The organism is Stenotrophomonas sp. SMYL11 (genome assembly GCF_036320005.1).
Taxonomy (GTDB): Bacteria; Pseudomonadota; Gammaproteobacteria; order Xanthomonadales; family Xanthomonadaceae; genus Stenotrophomonas; species Stenotrophomonas maltophilia_A.
Window position 1 is genome coordinate 129515 of sequence record NZ_JAWIRS010000011.1, and the last position, 19576, is coordinate 149090.

Here is a 19576-nt window from a genome sequence, read left to right on the forward strand (position 1 = left end):
ACGCCATGGAACAGAAACGTCCTTCCATTCCGATGCAGGTCCAGGCGTTCCGCCGTCGCCGCTGGCGGCCTCGCTGGCCCTGGGTATTGGCTGCTGCGCTGGTCGCGCTGCTGCTGATCTGGCTGGTGTCCCGGACGCCCGGCGAATCCTCAGCGCCGTCGCGCGCGCCGGTCAGCACGGCGCAGGTCGCTGGGCCACCCTGGCAGATGGGCAACCCGGAAGGCCGTTTCACGCTGACGCTCTATGCCGACCTGGAATGCCCGTTCTGCCGGGAGTATTTCCCGCAGCTCAAGCGCTGGGTCGGCAACAACACCGACGTGGCGCTGCAATGGCATCACCAGCCGCTGGCCGCGCACGAGCCTGCCGCGTCGGCCGAGGCACGTCTGGCCGAGTGCGCCGCCGAAGCGGGCGGGCATGCGGCGTTCTGGCAGGCGGTCGAATGGGTCTATGCCCACACGCGCAGCGACGGCCAGGGCTTGCCCGATGGCTTGCGTTACCCCGAAACAACGTCAGCCATCGAACAGTGCATGGCTAGCGAGCGCCCCAACGTGGCCATCCGCGCGCAGGCCGCGGAAGCCACCAAGAGCGGCGTGACCGCCACGCCGTCGCTGCGACTGCTCGATCGCCAGACGGGCCAGGCCATCCTGTTGCAGGGGCCGATCGAGGGCGATGCCTTGCTCTCGGCCATGGACCTGCTGGCGGCCGGGGAAATGGCCAGCGACGCGCCGGGTTCGCCCGCCACCCCCACATCCGAAATGCCTGCCGACGTTGTCGGCGACATGCCCAGGTAGCCCTCGGTCTTGAAGGCTACGGCGCGGCTCGCCGCGCTGACCGCTACCCGTTCGCTTTCGCATCCTGGCCGCGAACAATCACCGCCGCGCGGTGATGGATGCACCTTGTTCCGCTGTTTCCATCCCCAGGAGGGCTTGCCCTCCCAGGGTGGCGCCCTCCGCTCACTTTCTGGAGGTCCGCCATGTCTCTCGTCGCCAACGACTCCTGCGTGGAGCCACGTTTTGCCCCCATGTCCCAATCCGATGACTGGATCATCCGGCAAGCCATCGCGCTGCTGGAGCAGCGGGTCTTCAAGAAGGGGCCATCCCTGGAGAGGCCTGCCGCCGTCAAGGACTACCTGCGCCTGAAACTGGCCGCCGAGCCCAATGAAGTCTTCGCCATCGTGTTCCTCAACAGCATGCACGAGGTGCTGGCCTACGAGCCGATGTTCAGAGGCACGATCCATTCGACCTCGGTGCATGCGCGTCCGATCGTGCAGCGTGCCTTGGAACTGAATGCGGCAGCGGTCATTTTTTCTCACCAACACCCTTCGGGCTGCACGGAGCCGTCGAGCGCGGACCGTGCGTTGACCCAAACGCTGAGGGCCGCGTTGTCGCTGATCGACGTGAGGGTGCTGGATCACCTCATCGTCGGCCAGGGCACGCCGTACTCGTTCGCGGAATCCGGCCTGCTGTAGCGACGGCATCGGCTCCCTGATCCACGCGGAGGCTTCGGCCTCCGCTTTTTCATGGGCGCGAGACAAGCAGGTATGCGGGCAGTGCGCGATGCGCATTGTTTGTTGGGGCCGCGTCGGCTTCGCGTTTGACTACTGCTCTGATCAACTTCAAGGGCACGCGACATGACAGCATCCCTTTCCAGGTTCGCGCCGGGCTGGCGAACCCTCGGCCGGGCCGTGGCGCTGCCGGCAGCCCTGGCCGTTTTCAGCCCGGCCACCTTCGCCGCCGACGTGGTGGTCGTCACCGACAGCCGCCACCCGGTCAAGACCATGGGCGGCGAGCGGCTGATCGAGCTGGACGAAGCCCACAGGATTGAAGCGGAGCTTTCCGCGGGACTGCCCACCGACCCCGAACAGGCGACGGCCATCGTCAAGCGCCGGCTGAATGGCGGCGGTGCCGATCTGCAGCGACGCATCGCTTCCGCATACCAAGGCGTTACCGACGCATGGAGCCTCGGCATCACCAGCCTCCCGGCCGTGGTGGTGGACAGGCGCTATGTGGTCTATGGCGAGCCGGATGTGGCTCGCGCTGTCGCGCGCATCGAGCAGCACCGGAGGACCCAGCCGTGACCCGACCATTCGACCTGATGCGCCGCCTGCGCGCTGGCGTGGCTTCGTTGCTGCTGCTCAGCGCCACGGGCAGCTACGCCCTCAATACAGCGACCATCATCGGCTCGGTGGCATCGCCCGATTGCCTCGAATACCGCGTCGTCGGCATCTGCTACTGGCTCTACTGCACATGGACGGGCTGCACCGTGCGCACGTCGATCAAGGTGCGCCACTACATCCCCGATGCAGTGGTGTCGTCGTACTCGAATACCGGAGAAAACCCCTGGGTCGAAGTCCAGGCAATGAGCACGCCCAACCCGTCCGCCCAAGCTGGCGGCGACGGAACGACGAACGAGGATCACGAAAACAGCCTCGCCAAATTCAAGAACGCGGATGTCATCGGTCACCCCGGCGCAGAGGTGTTCAACCAGTTCGTCTCTTCGTCAGGCTACTTCTGTGAGGGCGCGGGCACGGCGTTTATGCCGTACTTGCTCAGCACCCTGGATACGCTGGCCTGGCGCTACAACGTGCCCGAGATGGCCTACCCGGAAGCGCTGATTCCGGGCCGGCGCGAAGTCGGTGCCCGTACCACGATGAATCTCTGGGGCAACGTGTATCCCCGTGGCGGCTTCCTGCACCAGACCGACGACTTCAAGGCCGGCGCAGTGGTGGCCCAGCGTGCGGGCGATGTGGTCACGCGCCGCGGGCAGATCCACGTCTATCAGCCGTTGCTTGCCAACTCCCGTGACGGCTACTGGCCGGCCGGCGCGCTGATGGAGGGCGATGCCTCGACCGGCAAGTGGCAAGAACTCACGCCCGTCCTGTCCTCGTCCTGCACGGTCTTCCCGCGCAGCGGCTTCCTTACCCAGGCCCAGCAAGGCGACTACGCATGGGCGCTGTGGCGGCCGTATGCCTGCTGCGAGCGCCGGGGCCAGGTGTTCCTGGGCAGCGTCGATTTCCTCTGAGGGGGTGCCATGAAGTTCCGTCCTGCATTCAATCCGTTCTCCCGCCGGGTACGTCGCACGGAGATCGTCCTGGCACTGGCCGGCGCGCTCGCGCTGGGCAGCGGCGTGGCCTGGGGTCAACTGGGATACCAGACCAGCGGCAGCGTCATCGGCGATGACGTCATGTACTCGATCGGTGGCGGCAACGCCGTGTCGATGGGACGTGCAGCCGGCATGCGCTCCATCGGTGTCGGCGTGGGTTGGAACAGCAACTTGATCTGCGGCGACATGAGCATCCAGACCACGTTGAAGAACCAACTTAACGGCATTACCAACGGCTTCCAGCAAATCATGTCGTCGGTGATCCAGAGTGCCACCAGTGCGGTGGCATCGTTGCCCGCACTGATCATCCAGCGGGCCGATCCCGGTCTGTACAACCTGCTCACCAATGGCGTGCTGCAGGCGCGGCTGGATTTCGACCGCAGCAAGCTGACGTGCCGTGCCATGGCCGAGAAGATGGCCGAAACGGCGGGCGGCCAACTCGGCTGGAGCCAGATGGCCGAAGGGCTGGCGCTGCGCGATGCCGTGTCGAGCACGGATGCGGTCTCGGCCATCGAGCAGGCCGAGACGCGCCGCGGCAATGACGGCGTGCCGTGGGTCGGGGGCAGCAACGCGGGCGGCTCCGGCCAGCCCGCGATCAAGGTCGTCGGCGATGTCACCCGCGCTGGCTACAACCTGGTCAACGGCCGCGGCGTGACCGACACCTCGTCCATTGCGCCGGCCAGTTGCAGCAGTCTCTCGTGCCAGACCTGGACCTCGCCGCAGGCTGCCGTCGAGTGGGCCACGCGCGTGCTCGGCGAGAAGGAGCAGCGCACGTGCGATGCCTGCACCAAGACCGAGACGACGCCGGGCGTCGGGCTCACGCCGCTGATCCAGGAGGAGTACGACGCCAAGCTGCAGGCGCTCCAGGACCTGGTAACCAAGGCCAAGAACACGACGCCGGAGAACCTGCGCGAAGCTGGCAGTGCGTCGCTGCCGATCACGCGCGGCGTGATCGAGGCGCTGCGCGACGAGCCCGACCAGCACCTGCTGTCGCAGCGCCTCGCGTCCGAGGTCGCGCTGGCATCCGTGCTGGAGAAAGCGCTGCTGCTGCAGCGCACGCTGCTCACGGGCAAGAAGGAGCCCAACGTCGCGGCGAACGAACTTGCCGTGGAGGCGGTGAACCACGAGAGCGACACGCTCGACCGTGAGATTCGCAACCTCAAGACCGAACTGGAGCTGCGGCGCGAACTGGCGAACAACTCGCCCATGGCGATCATCCAGCGCCACGGCGCGCGCGCGGCCGGTTCGCGCGGCATCTACGAGGGCGATCCTGTGCCGGACCGTCTCGACCAGCTCCAGAAGGGCAATCCGGGGAGTCGGCCATGAGCCCGGCGCGCATGGCCTGGCGGCCGCTGCGCTGGTTGTTCAGCCGGCGCGCGGCGAAGACGCTGCTGTGGCTGGTGCTTATCGTTGCCGCCGCAGTGGGGGCGAACGTCGCGGGCATCAACCTGGTCGGCAGCGTTGCAGGCTGGGAACGGTGGCTGGCGGCCTCCGCAGGGTATTTCTTCATCTGGCGGCTGTGCGTGTACGCGGCAACGGCCTATGGATGGTTCTGGATGCGCCGCCGGGTGCTGGCCCGCGAAGACCAAAGCGGGACAGATGGGCAGGCGCGGCGCCGGCTGATCCGTACCGAGGTCGCCGGCGTCGTCGCCATCGTCGCGCTGGAAGCCAGCCTGTTGATGCAGGCCGCTTGAGGGGAGATCGGGGCCATGACGCTCTTCACGACCGACTATCTGGAGTACTACCTCACCCTCGTGTCCTGGATCGTCAACAACGGTATCTGGGCCGTGCTGGTGTCCAGCGGGGTGTTCGCGCTGCCTTTCGTCGCCATCGTCGTGCAGGAGTGGCTGAAGGCCCGCGCGGAAGGCGCTGACGAGGGCAACAAAGGCGTTCTGAGTGCCGCCCGTATCGAGAACCGGGTGTTCGTCGCGATCGTGGTGGTGATGTTCGCGGGCATTCCGTTCATCGACGTGGACCTCAGCACCATCCAGTACGACAGCTCGCGCTCGGCGCAGTGCCAGGTCAGCGTGCCGCAGCCCACGGAAACCGGCTGGTCGCAGTCCTTCAGCACCATCAACAACCAGTCGGCGAAGGTGCCGGTCTGGTGGGCTTTCATGCACGCGCTCTCGCGCGCCGTCACGAGCGCCTCGGTAGCGGCGATCCCGTGCGGTACGGACCTGCGGCAGATGAGGATGGAGATCGACGCGACCCGCATTGACGACCCGGTACTGGCTCAGGAGGTCGCGGACTTCTCGCGGGATTGCTATGGGCCTGCGCGGGCCAAATTGTTCATGCAGCGCCCGGATCTCGATGAGCAGCAGATGCACGACGTAACCTGGATCGGCTCGCGCTTTTTCACGGACACGGGTGGCTACTACGACAGCTACCGCTCCAGCACGGCGCGCGAGGCATGGCCCTATGACGACACCCGCGATGCAGGCCTCGCGCAGGTTGCCAATGGTGGCGGCTACCCGACCTGCAGGCAGTGGTGGTCAGACGGCAGCAACGGCCTGCGCGCGCGGCTGCTGGGGCAAGTGGACCCGACCCTGCTGAATCGCCTGGCGGGCTGGGCCGGGTTCCTCAGCCGGGCCGAGGTGGACGATTCGGTGATCCGCGCCATCGCGTCACCGCGGCAGCAGAAACTGAACCAGGGCAGCGTCTATACGGACTACGGCGGCCAGATCGACAAGACCCTGCCGAACATCGTGACGCGCGCCACGGGCGACGTGGGGATGGCAGTCGGCGCGATTGCCGCGTTTCCTGCCATGGATGTCGTGCGCCAATCCCTGCCCATGATCCTCGCCTTACTGAAGATGGCGCTGGTCATCTGCATCCCGCTCGTGCTGGTTGTGGGCACCTACGACCTGAAGACGGTCGTCACCGTCAGCGTCGTGCAGTTCGCGCTGTTCTTCACGGACTTCTGGTTCCAGCTCGCACGCTGGATCGATTCAACGATTCTGGACGCGCTTTATGGCTGGGGCTTTGGCTGGAACCGGCCGCACACCAACTTTGACCCGCTGGTAGGGTTGAACAACGCCTTCGGCGACATGCTCCTGATGTTCGTCATGGGCACGATGTTCCTGGTTCTGCCGGGATTCTGGCTGGCGAGCCTTACCTGGGTTGGGATTCGGGCCGGGCACGTCATCCAGGGACTTTCCGATGGCAGCAAGAGCGCCGGCCAAGCTGGCGGCAAGGGTGCCGGGGCGCTCACCGGAGGAAAACTGAAATAGCGCGAGGCCGGTCAGTCGTCGGTGTACAACTCGTGCGACGTGTCGTTGTACAGGTTGGGATCGTAGCCCGGCGTCTTGCGCAGCTCGGTGAGGTCGGTGAAAGGCCACTCGTCCTCATCCGAAGTATTTGCAGCAGCAGCCCATCCCGCCGCCGCAACGCCCAGCATCACGAGTGCAAACCAAAACGCAACGTAGAGCAGCACCCCCAGTACAGCCAGCTTGGCTACCCACACGAGCGCGGTAGCGCCAGCTCGCGGCATGCCCTTGGACACCAACCAGTTCGACGCCCGCCGTTCGCGTCGCGCATAGGCACGCCATCCGCGGCCAAAGGCGCGGCCGAGGCGTTCTGCGGTGCTGGTGCGGGTCGTCGTGTTCATGGTCGTCTCCTGCTGTTGAGGAATGCCTATTCCAGTTTGCTCCACTTCATTCGGTTTGCGGCTTCAATGTGTTTTCTTGCTGCTTCAGGACGCTTCGTCATCCGGCCCCACCGGGCCGGGGTCGGGTTCAACGCCGATGCGGTAGGTAACAACGAAACGCGGCCAGTCCACATGGTCCACCAGGTCGATGTCCTCGATGACGCCAACCTTCGCTCCCGCACGCTCGAACAGGGCGATGCTCTTGGCGGGATAGTTGTTGCGCGACGGATAGAGCACCCCGTCGAACAGCGCCTGGCCATCATCTCCGAGCATCGCATGCACCTGGGCGGACACCCGCTGCGTGTGCGTGTAGTCGCGGCTGGCCAACTGCTCCAGGTTCAGGCCGAAGTAGCCCGCCATGACGCCCTGCGCCGTGAGATCGGCCAGAAACACGTCGTCCATCACGCCTACTGCGCGCACCATCCGGGCTTGGACTTCTTTCAGCGCGATCGAGCGTTGCGTGTCCGCAAGCCACTGGTGCTTGTGAAACACCGACTCCATCAGCGCCGTGGGCAGGTCGCGCCCCAGGTAGAGCACGCCGTAGGCCCCCGCTGGGTCATCGTAGCGATTCGTGCTGCTGCGGCCATAGTACAGCGGGCTGCCCCGATAGACGACGCGGCTCACATGCTGGAGCAGTTCACCGGCATCGATCAGGAACGAAGGCAGCTCGTGGCTCATGGCGGTCTCGCTTCAATGCACCTGGACGCCCAGCACGTTGAACACGGCCTCGGCCACGTCATCGATCGTGCCATGCGTCACCGCATCCACGGGCGAGCGACCACCCAGGCCTTCGAGGGGTTCGGACAGCGCGCGGTAGATCGTCCAGTGGTCGATGCCCTCGACCTCCTGGAGCACGGTTTGGGTCAACTGCTGCTTCACCGGGTCGAGCTGCCAGTCGGGCAGCTTCTGGCCGCGCGGCCCCACGTTCAGCGCCAGCAGCCGACGGGCGAGGATGTCCTTGTAGATTTGCTGGCGCGACTTGTCCGCCAGCTTGGCGAACTCGGCAGGCGGCAGGTTGTCCGGCTGGTTGAAGGCTTCCAGCAGCAAGGCGCGGCCTCGCTGGACATCGGTTTCAGCCGGTGTCCAGCGCGTGTCGGAGCGCAACGCGGCCGCCTTGCGCTGCAAGGCCTGCGCCACCGTTTCACCTTCCAGGTTGGCGGGCAGCGTCACCGCCTCCACTCGCTCGTGGATGAACGCCTGCAACTCAGCCGCGAACGCCGGTGCATCCCGGATTTCGACGGTATCGGCGAAGCGTCGCACATCCTCCACCGTGACTCGCGGCAGCCGGTCGGCAATGAATTCGATCGCAGTGGGCATGGTCAGCTCCCAGGTAGGTTTGAGACAGGATTCACTCTAGTCTCCTTTGTCGCATTTGTCAACTTAGTCGCCCGGGTGGGAGCCTACCTGGCGGTGTAGCGCCCCGGCAGCATAGGCCGGGGCCCAGCGCCAGGTCGCCGTCTAATCCATTCGTGCGGGTTCCGCATTGACGCTGGAGCCGCAGCCCAGGCCCCGCTATACCGAAACGGTTAAAGGCCAAAGGGTCGAAACGGCAAGGGAATGGGGTGCAAGGGGAAAGGCCCTACCTTGAAAAGGCCAAAAGGCCTCCCGCCCGGCCCGCCATCAGGACACCGACATGCTCTCCCTGTTCCAGCGAAAACGGCCCCCGGTCGCTGCCGCGCCGTCGCCAGCACCCGCCACCGACCTCCCGAAAGGGTTGATGCGGCCGGAGTCGGCCGCATCGTTGCTCGCCACCCCGCGCCGGCAGAAGCTGCTGGAACACATCTGGCAGCGCACCTCGCTTTCGCGCAAGCAGTTCGCCTCCCTGTACCGCGCGCCGCTGGAGCGCTACGCCGAGCTGGTCCAGGCCTTCCCGGCTTCCGAAGCGCATCACCATGCCTACCCGGGCGGCATGCTCGACCATGGCCTCGAAATCGTCGCCTACAGCCTAAAGCTGCGGCAGTCCCATCTGCTGCCCATCGGGGCCAGCCCCGAAGACCAGGCGGCGCAGGCCGAAGCCTGGACTGCGGCCGTCGCCTATGCCGCACTGCTCCATGACATCGGCAAGGTGGCCGTCGATCTGCACGTCGAGCTGGCCGACGGCAGCACCTGGCACCCATGGCACGGCCCGCTGCGCCAACCGTACCGCTTCCGCTACCGCGACGACCGCGAGTACCGGCTTCATAGCGCCGCGACAGGCTTGCTGTACCAGCAATTGCTCAATCGCGATCTGCTGGACTGGCTCAGTGGCTATCCATCCTTGTGGGCGCCGCTGCTCTACGTCTTGGCTGGGCAGTACGAGCACGCCGGGGTTCTGGGCGAGCTTGTCGTGCAGGCCGACCGCGCCTCCGTCGCCCAGGAGCTGGGCGGCGATCCCGCGCGCGCCATGGCCGCGCCCAAGCACTCGCTCCAACGCAAGCTGGTCAACGGGCTGCGCTACCTGCTCAAGGAAGAGCTGAAACTGAACCAGCCGGAGGCCTCCGATGGCTGGCTCACCGAGGACGCGCTGTGGCTGGTGAGCAAGACAGTCTCGGACAAGCTGCGCGCGCACCTGCTGTCCCAGGGGGTCGATGGCATCCCCGCGAACAACACGGCCGTGTTCAACGTGCTACAGGATCATGCCATGTTGCAGCCCACCGCCTCCGGCAAGGCCATCTGGCGCGCAACTATTACCAGTGAGAGTGGCTGGTCCCATGCCTTCACGCTCCTGCGCCTGGCCCCGGCGCTGATCTGGGAGCCCTCGGAGCGACCCAGCCCATTTGCGGGAACCGTGACCGTGGACAACGCCGGCGAGGCCGAGGACGGGCCGCGCCCGTCCGCACCCGACGCTGCATTGCTACCTGGAGCAGCGGTGGCAACGGAGAAGGAGCCCGCAGCAAGCAGCCGTCCAGATCAGTCGGGCGGAAGTCACGCCATACCTCCCAGCACGCAGCGCAATCCGGCCGACCCACTGGAAAGCATGCTGGCGATGTTCGAGACAACGCCTGAGCCGGAGCAGTCCGTCGAAGCCCCGCCAGAGGGTGCCGACGATGCAGCGGTGCCGCTCGACCCTCCCGCATCGGCCCCAGGTCCTTCGGCGCCGACCGCCGCGCCTGCGCCGCACGATTTCGCCTCATTTACCGGGCGGCCATCGGGCGAGCATTTCATGGCCTGGCTGAAACAGGCCGTCCAGACCCGCAAGCTCATCATCAATGACGCCAAGGCCCTGGTACATACCGTGTCCGACACGGTTTACCTGATCAGCCCTGGTGTTTTCCAGCGCTACGCACAAGAGCATCCAACCATTGGGCCGCTTGCGAAGGACGCGGCCCTGCAGGACTGGCAGTGGGTGCAGAAGCGCTTTGAAAAACTCGGACTCCACAGGAAACAGCCATCGGGTCTGAACATCAGGACGTGCGAGGTCATGGGACCGCGCAAAACGCGCCAGGTGCATGGCTATTTGCTCGAAGACCCATCGCACATATTCGATGCCGTTCCACCGAACAATCCTTATCTGTCGCTCAAATAGCCGACTAAGAGGGGAAGTGCCACACGTTCTGTTTGAACGGGTGGCAAGCTTCAGTCGATCCGAAGAGGCTCGAACGACTTGACGAGTTGGTCCACCGCCTTGACCTGCCGCAGCAGCGGTTCGAGCGTGTCCAGTGGCAGAGCGCTGGGTCCGTCACAACGTGCATGCGCCGGGTCGGCGTGTGCTTCGAGGAACAAACCGCCAATGCCGACCGCCATGCCGGCCCGCGCGAGTTCGGGCAACTGTTGGCGACGCCCACCCGAAGCCAACGCATCCGCTTCTCGCCGCTGCAGGCTATGGGTTACGTCGAACACCAGTGGCAGGCCACTGCTGGCAACGCTCATTTCGCGGAAGCCCAACATGTCCACGACGAGATTGTCGTAGCCGAACTGCGTGCCACGCTCGCACAGCAGGACGCGCGGGTTGCCAGCCTCGTGCAGTTTGTGGACGACATGCCTGATCTGGCCCGGGCTGAGGAACTGCGGCTTCTTGACATTCACTACCCGACCGGTGCGGGCAATGGCGGCCACCAGATCGGTCTGCCGGGCCAGGAAGGCCGGAACTTGCAGTACGTCGGCAACGGCAGCGACCTGCATGGCCTGCTCAACCTCATGCACGTCGGTCAAGACTGGGCATCCGAACCGCGACTTGACCGCATCGAGGACCCGCAGCCCTTCCTCCAGGCCGACACCTCGGAAAGAATGGATCGACGAGCGATTGGCCTTGTCGAACGACGCCTTGAAAACGAAGGGTATCCCCAGCTTGCGCGTCACCTCCGCGAAGTGCTCAGCCGCAGCCAGGGTCGTATCGAGATCCTCGATGACGTTGATGCCGCCGAACAGCACGAACGGCAGGTCGTTGGCGACTGTGATGCCCTCGGAAATGGCGACGTGCAGGGAGGTGGCTGATGATGTCGATCGCATAAAAATTCCTCTCGTGATGTCAACGACCGCAGGCGAAAGCGCCGAGCGTCGTCGGCGAAGAATGCCTCACGGTCTTGAGCTTTGCGTGCAGACGCGTCCACAACAGCGCTTACAGGGTCCGACCGGGGTCCGCACCGGCGACTCCGCCCGTGACCACGGTCTTCCTTCAGCGGCTCACTGAAGACCGAGCGCCTTCATCAGCCTCGGCTTCTGGCTCGCGAAGGTGCCATAGAAGACCTCGTCGCCGACGATCGTGATCGGGGCCACGCGCACGCCGGTTCGTGACTTGGCCTCCGCGGAAATCTTCGGGTCGGTCAGGTCGCGCTCTTCAAACGCGATGCCCTGCTGGGACAACCACTCCTTTAGTGCCCGGCAGTCCGGGCAAGTTGGAGTGCTATAGATGAGGATGCGCGGGGTGTTGGCTTGGTTCATGGTCGTGCCTTCACTTGCCCCGAGCGACAAGCCAACTCTTCATCATGGCGATCTCGCCTTCCTGCGCGGAGATGACCTCCTGAGCCAACTTGCGGACCTCCGGGTTCTTGCCGTACTGCAGCGCCACCTTGGCCATGTCGATCGCACCCTGGTGGTGCGGGATCATGCCGCGCATGAAGTCCACATCGGCGTCGCCGCTGAAGTCGATCATCATGTCCGCATGCATGCGGTCGTTGCCGGCACGGTAGGCGGCCGTCGAGGCATCGCCCGAGCTGCCGGCCGCCGCCTGCTGGCCGTTGTCGCCCAGCCACTTGTTCATCATGGCGATCTCGCCTTCCTGCACGGTGATGACCTCCTGGGCCAGCTTGTGAACCTCCGGGTCCTTGCCGTACTGCAGCGCCACCTTGGCCATGTCGATCGCGCCCTGGTGGTGCGGGATCATGCCACGCATGAAATCGACGTCGGCGTTGCCAGTGAACTGCGCTCCCATCCCGGCGTGCATCTGGTCGTTCACGGCGCGATACGCGGTCGTGGAAGGACTGTCATTGGCCGAGGCGCTGGAGGGCATCGCGTGCCCTTGGTGACCTCCGCCCGCACTGGCCTGCATCGCTTCACCCGACGGGACGACCACCTTCTTCTGGACGGCCATCAGGCCGGCGGCGACCACGACGGCGCCCGCAATGAACAAGAGGCTGAACTTGTTGACCTTCATGAAAAAACTCCTTGAATGAGGTTGATGGGTTCACTGTAGGGCCTCCCATTGTTGGAAGGTCAAGCCCTTATTTCGCCCGTCACTTGGCGCTGCACGGCGGTGTGCCCATGCCCATTTCAGTTGCAAGTAATTCTCAACAAAGGTAGGATGTTAGGACGTTAATAGCGAGAGTCCAGGATCATGTCCCAGCAACCGAAAGTTCACGACACCAGCGATTTCCCCATCGTCCGCTTCGACGGCGCAAGCATCTACAACGGATACAGCAGCGCCTGGTGCGCGGAAATGGATGAACTCGTCGCCTGCGGAAAGCCCTTCGTGCTTATCTACGTCGCGGGAGGGCCAGAAGAGACTCTCGACGATCGCGCTCAGCGCGGCGTCTGGCTGAAGACTCACAAGGAGACGCTTGGCGGCACATTGCTCGCGCTCATCCACGTCGAACCGGATTCGGATAAGCGAGCCCAGTTGGAGGCCATGCTGCCAAAGCTCGTCCAGGCTTTCGGTACACCGCAGTCCACCCGGGCCACCCACGCCGATGCCGAGGCGCTGGCCCGGTATGTCCTGGCGGGTGGTCGCGTCGAAGATTCGATATGAACAGCACCGTCCGGTCGCTGTAGCGCACCAAGGGCCTATCCATGAGGACCGGCTACCGCGTGCTCTCCGGGAAACAACCCGCGTTCCGATCAACGGGGCCGGCGACCGGCTGCTCGATGGAAAGCGGCATTGCCAGCGCGGGAGTCGCGCTCGGATCAACCCGATTTCTCAAGTGCCGCAATCAGCGGAGCGACCACGTTCCGCACAGCCGCCGCAGCTGCTTCTCCATCCTGGCGCTCGATAGCATCCACGATCGCCTCATGGGTCGCGAGACCCGGCTCGGGCAGTTCCTTGTCCTTCAGCGCAGTCAGCGTGTTCATGCGGACCGAGTTCGCGAAGTAGCGGTACAGCTCAGCCAGCGCGCCGTTGCCGCACATCCCGGCGATCGCGCAGTGGAAAGCCGTATCGGCCTCGGCAAAGGCCGCGCTCGATGCGTGTTGCTCCTGCTCGCCGCGGGCCTTCAACAGTCGGCGCAGCAGCCCAACGTCCGCCTTGGACCGATGCACCGCGGCCAACCTGGCCGCCTCGGTTTCCAGCATGCAGCGCAACGCGAAGTGCTCTCGCAAGCCGGAACGCCCGACACGGCGCATGACCTCGGCCGGATCGATATTGGTTCGCACGTAGGTGCCATCACCCTGGCGGACTTCCAGGACCTGGCCGTGCGAGAGCACGCGAATGGCTTCCCGCACCGTGTTGCGGCCAACCTCCAGCATCTCGGCCAGTTCCTGCTCCCTGGGGATGCGCTCGCCGACCTTCCAGGCGCCTCCCTCGATCTGGCCGCGGATCAGCTCAATCGTCGAATCGACGAGCGAACGCCGCGGCGCCTGTGGGAGTGTGAAGCGGTTATTCATCGCGGTTCTCAAATGACGTAGAGACGGGAGCCCATCGGACCTCGATTGTAGCAACTCAGGCCTTATACATAGGATGATTCTATGTATTTGACAAAAGAGCAATTGCCGACGGCCTGTGCTTCGTTGCGCGCGACATGCGATTTTCCACCACGCCCGTGCGAGCGGGATTTTTTTCAACACCTTTTGGAGTATTTCGACCATGAACAACATGCAGCACGCCCTGTCATTCAGGCCCCTTCGTTCTTCAGACGGCTTGCGCTGCCGTCCGGTGCAGGCTTTGGGAGCGATATTCCTCGGGCTGGCTTCACTCGCCTATAGCGTCACGTCGCAGGCGGCAGATGAGCCAGAGAACGTGAAGGTGGTCCGGCAATACCTTGACGCCTGGAATGGCGGGCGAACCGACGCGATGGAAAAAGTGCTCGATTCCAACGTCGTCTATTTCAATACCAGCAATGAAGCGTCCCGCACTGGGCCTCAAGCCATTACCGAAGTCTCGCAGTTTCTGATGAAAATCCTGCCCGACCGAAAAATGAAAATCCGTTCGCAGCCGGTTGCCTCCGGCGATGGTGTGGCGATCGAGTGGGAATTCACCGCCACCAAGAACAGCAATGGCGGGACGTCGCCCTCCAGTTCGACCATCAGTTATTTCGGCGCGAGCTTCTTCCGTGTTTCGAACGGAAAGATTGTCTATGCCAGCGACTACTACAACCACAACACCATGCAGAAGCAGCTTCAGCAGTAACGTAAATCCGCAAACAGGAAATCACCGACATGTCCCGCTTCATCATGCACAAGCCCTCGGCGCCGCCAGCGCAGCGGTGAGGCAAGCGCTTTTCCTCAATCCAAGGTAATTGCGCTGGTGACTTGATGAATATCTGACACGCCGGTTATCGAGCCTTGTCTCGATGAAATAGAAATCCCGAATGAAACTACCAACCACGAAGCAGGAACTCCTTGACAAGGTTCGCGCCAGCCACCGAAAGCTCGGGGTAGAAGCTGCCACCATTCCCGCCAGCCACTACCGGCACACGGCCATGATCTGGCAGGAGCCGCGCCTGCATACCAACGCTGCGATGGTCCTGGTGGACGTCATCGTCTGGAACACGATGATCCTGCAGTTCGCGCATGATCGGACGCCTGGACCTTCGGCGTCCTTTTACTCGCCGAGTGCGATGGCGCAGCGGGCCGAGCGTCTTTCTGCCGGCTTCCAGCGCCGTTTCGCGGGCAGAGACCTTCGCGAGCTGGAAGCCATGCTCACGGAGGGACAGGACCGGGTGCTCGACTGCGTGGCGCACCATTCGAACGCCTCGCTTTTCGATCCCGCGTTGAGCCCGATGAAGACCCTCGGGCGCAAGATCCAGTTCTTCACCTCCACCGCCTACGACGACGCGCTGTCGAGGCTGCGCCAGTGGAAGCAGGTGCTGTAGCGGCCGAGGCGACCCACTGCGCGGAGCGCCTCTTGCACCGCTCCGATCAGACCGGAGCTGGCAGCGCCGGCTTTCGCGCGGCCTGCCACAGCAGCGGCACCAGGATCAGCGCCAGGGCCGGGAAGATCATCCAGTTGACCGCCTGCCAGCCCGAGCTGTGCAGGATCGATCCCGCGAGGAACGACACGGCCGCCGTGGCGGCGAAGACGAAGAAATCGTTCATGCCCTGCGCCTTGCTGCGCTCGGCCGGGGTGTGGCAATCGGTGACCATCGCCGTCGCGCCGATGAAGCTGAAGTTCCAGCCGATGCCCAGCAGCGCCAGCGAGCCCCAGAAGTGGGACAGGCCGAGCCCGCCCAGGGCCACCACCCCGGAGGCGGCGAGCAGCACCATGCCGACGGCGGTCACGCGCTCCTTGCCGTAGCGCACCATCAGTCGTCCTGTGAAAAAGCTCGGCCCGAACATCGCCAGCAGGTGCCACTGTATTCCTAGGGCGGCGTTGTCCACCGAATGCCCGTGGTTGACCATCGCCACCGGCGCGGCCGTCATCACGAACGCCATCACCCCATAGGACACCACGCCCGCAGCCACGGCCAGCAGATAGCGCGGCATCGCCAAGAGCTGCAGCACCGTCCGACCGCTATCGGCGACTGCTTCGGCCTGGGTCTGGCTCGGCGTGCGCAGCATCAGCAGGATCGGCAAGGCGATCAGCGGCAGCAGCGCCTGGCTGAGGAAGCTGCCAACGTAGGGCGTGCCCGCTACCGCATCGCGCGTGAAGATCACCAACTGCGGCCCGATGATGGCGCCCGCGAGACCGCCCACCATGACCCAGGAAATGGCCTTGGCCTTAAGCGCGTCCTCGGCGGTGACGGCGGCTGCGAAGCAGTAGCCCACAGCAGGAAATCGAACTATGAAACGAATAACCCCTTTCCTTCTGGTCGCAGTACTCGGGGGCACTGAAGCAGGCCAGCGTGTCTACTCATCGCGCATGAATTGCCTGACAACCTTTCAAATTTAGAGAAGATAAATTGAAGTTCTGACGGGAATTTCTCAGTAAAAGAATCCTATCTTTCTCGTCAACAGACTGAACGGCACCCCCTGAGTTTTTATGCATATATTCAAGATCGGCAAATTCTTTAATGATTCACCACAAAAAAGGCGGGAAGCCCATTGAGCGATCCCGCCATAGCAAAAAACTCAAACATGCTCACATCAGGAAACTTTACCCTGAAACGATCCCTTGAAATTTAAGCGCATAGTAATAATAAGATTTAGCCATTAGCCGAATCTTCCAAAGTTGGCGCACTGCTTGCTACGTTTTTAAGCGACTCCGCCATAGTGAAGTACGGAGACCACTGTTTTGCAAGTTGGTCAACCGTAAGTCCTGCGGAGATAATATAGGTTGCAGCTGCAATAACCTCTCCAGCAGATTCGCCTACCATATGAATACCCAGAATCCTTCCTGTCTCACGCTCGGATATCATCTTGATTATCCCTTTGTCGTGACGACTTACAATAGCACGTAGAACAAAGGAAACCGGAATTTCACGAACATCATAGGCAATTTGGGCCGCCTCAGCCTGCATAGGAGTCATGCCGACAGCAGCCATCTCGGGCGACGTGAAAATGACGCGGGGCAAGGCGGTGTAGTCTAGGGACCGAGGCTCGTTGCCCAGAGCATTGCTCGCGGCCACGGTCCCCTGCGCACTAGCGACATACACTAATTGAGCCATACCAGTGACATCGCCCGCTGCCCAGATGCGAGGATTTGAGGTTCGCAGATGTTCGTCCACAATTATTTCGCCTCGATCGCCCCTGGACACATTGACAGCATCCAAGTTGAGTCCTTCAGTTGCCGGACGGCGCCCCGTCGCTATGAGAATCTTATGGGCGAAAATTTGCTGAGTACGTCCTTCGGCGACGACAGTTGCAAGCACCCCGCTCTCGTGTGGTACGACGTTTGTCAGATTGGCGCCAGTATGGAACATGATGCCCTCCGCTGACAGCGCCTGCTCCAGTGCCGCAGAAATCGCGGGATCCTCGAACGGTGCAATTCGAGGAGCTATCTCGACCACTTCAACCTTGCTGCCCAGTCGAGCGAACAATTGACCTTGCTCCAGACCGATCGCATTGCCGCCGACGACCAGCATGGACTCAGGCACCTGCTCAAGGGACATGGCCGAGCCGGAAGTGAGAAAGTCCACCTCACTGAGGCCAGGAATGGAAGGAATGAATGGCGCTGCCCCACTGGCGATCAGTACCTGCTTGGCGTACACCAGGTTTGTGTTTCCGTCTGAGTCCGCGACGACGAGCGCTACGATATCTGGCTCATCTGACGCTACAAAGGTCGCCTTGCCGCGAAATACCGCAATACCTGCATCCTTGGGTGCTTGTACATGGAAAGACTGCCGGAAGTGCCCGATCATTTGATCTTTATCTCTGACAAGCAAAGACAAGTCGACAGGCCCGGCCGAGGTCGCTATACCTGGGAACTTCCCATGCGCAGCAGACATGCGAGCAGAAGCCGCCGCAAGCAACGTCTTTGAAGGAACGCATCCTACATTGAGACAGGTCCCTCCTGCCAACCCCTGTTCGATCATGGCGACTGTTTTGTCGAGCCTACGTGCTTCGTTCGCTGCGGCTCTAGCCGCCGAACCGGAACCTATCGTGACTAGATCATAGATGACGGAGGGCTGTTGTGCGGAAGCCGCTGTTGTCGTGTTCATAAAAGAAGCCTCAAGGAAATTGCAAAGAAAGAGACAGATCGGTCTCCTTGAGGGATTGTAGACAACCCTGTCTCCTTGTGTCAACATGTCGCGTATGAATCCTCACAACGATGAATAACATCATGGACAAAAAAGAACAGTTAGTCGCAACTGCCTTTAACCTTTTTTATAAGTACGGCATTCATGCTGTTGGCATCAATCGGGTACTTGAAGAGTCCGGCATTGCCAAGAAAACGCTATATAACCATTTCTCCAGCAAGGAAGATCTAATTGCTGCGACCGTCGAATATTGTGATCAGCAGTATTTCTCTTGGCTCGATTTGCGTTTGCACGAAGCGACGCCAGGTAGGGACGCCTTGTATGCCATGCTTGATGCTTTTGACGATCTGTTTCAGGGTCTCGATCAATCCAAGCCACTTTTCTTGGGTTGTTATTTCATTAATGTCAGCGCCGAATTCAGCAATCCGGATCATGATATACATAAGCTTTGCGCCCGAAACAAAGAGGCTATGCTGCGATGGATCACACACCACACTTCACTTGTCATAACGTCCAGAGAATCGATAGTTCAAATCTCTGAAACAATTGCTATGTTGCTTGAAGGGGCGATTATTCAGGCTCACGTTCTTGGAGATCTGCACGCTGCTCGCAAAGCCAAAGCCGTGGTTAAACTGCTTCTTGATAAATCTAACTAACTAACTAACTAACTAAATTCATCTGTCCATACAACTCTTTGACCATCAATAAAGGTGGAACGGCAAAGTAGCTTTCCGAAGTTTCAGCAGTGGAGACAAGTCGTGTAGTGCCGGAACGGGCCACTTATCGGCTTCCAGTCCTCGATCAATGCCCCAAGTCAAGTCAGTTGCAACCGTACCGCCCCTGCCACAGCAGCGGCACCAAGATCAGCGCCAAGGCCGGGAAGATCATCCAGTTGACCGCTTGCCAGCCCGAGCTGTGCAGGATCGACCCCGCGAGGAACGACACGGCCGCCGTGGCGGCGAAGACGAAGAAGTCGTTCATGCCCTGCGCCTTGCCCCGCTCGGCCGGGGTGTGGCAGTCGGTGACCATCGCCGTGGCGCCGATGAAACTCAAATTCCAGCCGATGCCCAACAGCGCCAGCGAGCCCCAGAAGTGGGACAGGCCGAGCCCGCCCAGGGCCACCACCCCGGAGGCGGCGAGCAGCACCATGCCGACGGCGGTCACGCGCTCCTTGCCGTAGCGCACCATCAGTCGCCCGGTGAAGAAGCTCGGCCCGAACATCGCCAGCAGGTGCCACTGTATTCCTAGGGCGGCGTTGTCCACCGAATGCCCGTGGTTGACCATCGCCACCGGCGCGGCCGTCATCACGAACGCCATCACCCCATAGGACACCACGCCCGCAGCCACGGCCAGCAGATAGCGCGGCATCGCCAAGAGCTGCAGCACCGTCCGACCGCTATCGGCGACTGCTTCGGCCTGGGTCTGGCTCGGCGTGCGCAGCATCAGCAGGATCGGCAAGGCGATCAGCGGCAGCAGCGCCTGGCTGAGGAAGCTGCCAACGTAGGGCGTGCCCGCTACCGCATCGCGCGTGAAGATCACCAACTGCGGCCCGATGATGGCGCCCGCGAGACCGCCCACCATGACCCAGGAAATGGCCTTGGCCTTAAGCGCGTCCTCGGCGGTG

The 19576-nt window shown here is 62.7% G+C and carries 22 protein-coding genes; 12 read left to right on the plus strand and 10 right to left on the minus strand.

Annotation, left to right across the window (positions count from 1 at the left end; genetic code table 11):
- Nucleotides 1-5: 5 nt before the first annotated feature.
- From V3B46_RS15790 to V3B46_RS15820, 7 genes are all read left to right on the plus strand, one after another.
- A complete protein-coding gene (locus tag V3B46_RS15790; RefSeq protein WP_012614069.1) occupies nucleotides 6-791 on the plus strand; it encodes a DsbA family protein in 786 nt (261 codons plus the stop codon).
- A 182-nt stretch (nucleotides 792-973) separates the two neighbouring features.
- Nucleotides 974-1468 carry a JAB domain-containing protein gene (locus V3B46_RS15795; protein ID WP_003821118.1) on the plus strand — a complete coding sequence of 165 codons (495 nt, stop codon included), beginning with the start codon at nucleotides 974-976 and terminating at the stop codon, nucleotides 1466-1468.
- 162 nt (nucleotides 1469-1630) lie between these two features.
- On the plus strand, nucleotides 1631-2077 hold the full coding sequence (locus tag V3B46_RS15800; protein WP_003821119.1) for a TIGR03757 family integrating conjugative element protein: 447 nt from the start codon (nucleotides 1631-1633) through the stop codon (nucleotides 2075-2077).
- A gap of 17 nt (nucleotides 2078-2094) precedes the next feature.
- Nucleotides 2095-3021, plus strand: a complete 927-nt coding sequence (locus V3B46_RS15805) for a TIGR03756 family integrating conjugative element protein (RefSeq protein WP_205301664.1) — start codon at nucleotides 2095-2097, stop codon at nucleotides 3019-3021.
- Nucleotides 3022-3030: 9 nt separating this feature from the next.
- Nucleotides 3031-4428 (plus strand): integrating conjugative element protein, encoded by a 1398-nt coding sequence (locus V3B46_RS15810; RefSeq protein ID WP_003821123.1) that lies wholly within the window; start codon nucleotides 3031-3033, stop codon nucleotides 4426-4428.
- The gene (locus V3B46_RS15815) at nucleotides 4425-4796 is read left to right on the plus strand and encodes a hypothetical protein (RefSeq protein ID WP_003821125.1); all 372 of its coding nucleotides are present in this window, start codon (nucleotides 4425-4427) and stop codon (nucleotides 4794-4796) included. Before V3B46_RS15810 ends, V3B46_RS15815 begins: the two co-directional genes overlap by 4 nt.
- 15 nt (nucleotides 4797-4811) lie before the next feature.
- Entirely contained in the window at nucleotides 4812-6332 is a 1521-nt protein-coding gene (locus V3B46_RS15820; protein WP_003821126.1) for a conjugal transfer protein TraG N-terminal domain-containing protein, read from the plus strand.
- A gap of 11 nt (nucleotides 6333-6343) precedes the next feature.
- Here V3B46_RS15820 and V3B46_RS15825 read toward each other — a convergent pair whose 3' ends face one another.
- The 3 genes from V3B46_RS15825 to V3B46_RS15835 all read right to left on the minus strand — a co-directional run bounded on the left by V3B46_RS15825 (nucleotide 6344) and on the right by V3B46_RS15835 (nucleotide 8065).
- On the minus strand, nucleotides 6344-6709 hold the full coding sequence (locus V3B46_RS15825) for a DUF3742 family protein (RefSeq protein WP_003821127.1): 366 nt from the start codon (nucleotides 6707-6709) through the stop codon (nucleotides 6344-6346).
- Nucleotides 6710-6793: 84 nt separating this feature from the next.
- Nucleotides 6794-7426 (minus strand): RES family NAD+ phosphorylase, encoded by a 633-nt coding sequence (locus V3B46_RS15830; RefSeq protein WP_012614066.1) that lies wholly within the window; start codon nucleotides 7424-7426, stop codon nucleotides 6794-6796.
- Nucleotides 7427-7438: 12 nt separating this feature from the next.
- Nucleotides 7439-8065, minus strand: coding sequence for an integrase (locus tag V3B46_RS15835; protein ID WP_003821129.1), 627 nt, complete (start codon nucleotides 8063-8065; stop codon nucleotides 7439-7441).
- A gap of 316 nt (nucleotides 8066-8381) precedes the next feature.
- Between V3B46_RS15835 and mobH the strand changes: the two genes are divergently transcribed.
- Nucleotides 8382-10253 carry a MobH family relaxase gene (gene mobH / locus V3B46_RS15840; protein WP_003821130.1) on the plus strand — a complete coding sequence of 624 codons (1872 nt, stop codon included), beginning with the start codon at nucleotides 8382-8384 and terminating at the stop codon, nucleotides 10251-10253.
- A gap of 50 nt (nucleotides 10254-10303) precedes the next feature.
- Here the strand turns inward: mobH and kdsA are convergent, their stop codons facing one another.
- From kdsA to copM, 3 genes are all read right to left on the minus strand, one after another.
- The gene (kdsA, locus tag V3B46_RS15845) at nucleotides 10304-11176 is read right to left on the minus strand and encodes a 3-deoxy-8-phosphooctulonate synthase (RefSeq protein ID WP_003821131.1); all 873 of its coding nucleotides are present in this window, start codon (nucleotides 11174-11176) and stop codon (nucleotides 10304-10306) included.
- Nucleotides 11177-11350: 174 nt separating this feature from the next.
- Complete coding sequence (locus V3B46_RS15850) at nucleotides 11351-11608, minus strand: glutaredoxin family protein (RefSeq protein ID WP_003821132.1); 258 nt, start codon at nucleotides 11606-11608, stop codon at nucleotides 11351-11353.
- 10 nt (nucleotides 11609-11618) lie between these two features.
- A complete protein-coding gene (gene copM / locus V3B46_RS15855; RefSeq protein ID WP_003821133.1) occupies nucleotides 11619-12320 on the minus strand; it encodes a CopM family metallochaperone in 702 nt (233 codons plus the stop codon).
- A 180-nt stretch (nucleotides 12321-12500) separates the two neighbouring features.
- Between copM and V3B46_RS15860 the strand changes: the two genes are divergently transcribed.
- Nucleotides 12501-12911 (plus strand): hypothetical protein, encoded by a 411-nt coding sequence (locus tag V3B46_RS15860; protein WP_012614065.1) that lies wholly within the window; start codon nucleotides 12501-12503, stop codon nucleotides 12909-12911.
- Between the two features lie 155 nt (nucleotides 12912-13066).
- Here V3B46_RS15860 and V3B46_RS15865 read toward each other — a convergent pair whose 3' ends face one another.
- On the minus strand, nucleotides 13067-13762 hold the full coding sequence (locus V3B46_RS15865) for a FadR/GntR family transcriptional regulator (protein ID WP_003821135.1): 696 nt from the start codon (nucleotides 13760-13762) through the stop codon (nucleotides 13067-13069).
- A gap of 199 nt (nucleotides 13763-13961) precedes the next feature.
- On the opposite strand from V3B46_RS15865, the gene V3B46_RS15870 reads away from it, so the two are divergent.
- Together V3B46_RS15870 and V3B46_RS15875 are read left to right on the plus strand one after the other, a co-directional pair.
- Entirely contained in the window at nucleotides 13962-14504 is a 543-nt protein-coding gene (locus tag V3B46_RS15870) for a nuclear transport factor 2 family protein (protein WP_015912832.1), read from the plus strand.
- Between the two features lie 181 nt (nucleotides 14505-14685).
- Complete coding sequence (locus V3B46_RS15875) at nucleotides 14686-15189, plus strand: ClbS/DfsB family four-helix bundle protein (RefSeq protein ID WP_003821138.1); 504 nt, start codon at nucleotides 14686-14688, stop codon at nucleotides 15187-15189.
- 46 nt (nucleotides 15190-15235) lie between these two features.
- Here the strand turns inward: V3B46_RS15875 and V3B46_RS15880 are convergent, their stop codons facing one another.
- Nucleotides 15236-16081, minus strand: coding sequence for an MFS transporter (locus tag V3B46_RS15880; protein ID WP_024082530.1), 846 nt, complete (start codon nucleotides 16079-16081; stop codon nucleotides 15236-15238).
- Nucleotides 16082-16458: 377 nt separating this feature from the next.
- The gene (gene merA, locus V3B46_RS15885; protein ID WP_003821139.1) at nucleotides 16459-17913 is read right to left on the minus strand and encodes a mercury(II) reductase; all 1455 of its coding nucleotides are present in this window, start codon (nucleotides 17911-17913) and stop codon (nucleotides 16459-16461) included.
- A gap of 110 nt (nucleotides 17914-18023) precedes the next feature.
- On the opposite strand from merA, the gene V3B46_RS15890 reads away from it, so the two are divergent.
- Nucleotides 18024-18608 (plus strand): TetR/AcrR family transcriptional regulator, encoded by a 585-nt coding sequence (locus V3B46_RS15890; protein WP_015912831.1) that lies wholly within the window; start codon nucleotides 18024-18026, stop codon nucleotides 18606-18608.
- 163 nt (nucleotides 18609-18771) lie between these two features.
- On the opposite strand, the gene V3B46_RS15895 is transcribed toward V3B46_RS15890, so the two are convergent.
- Nucleotides 18772-19576: MFS transporter (locus V3B46_RS15895; protein WP_047937615.1), on the minus strand; the 805-nt coding region annotated here is incomplete at its 5' end.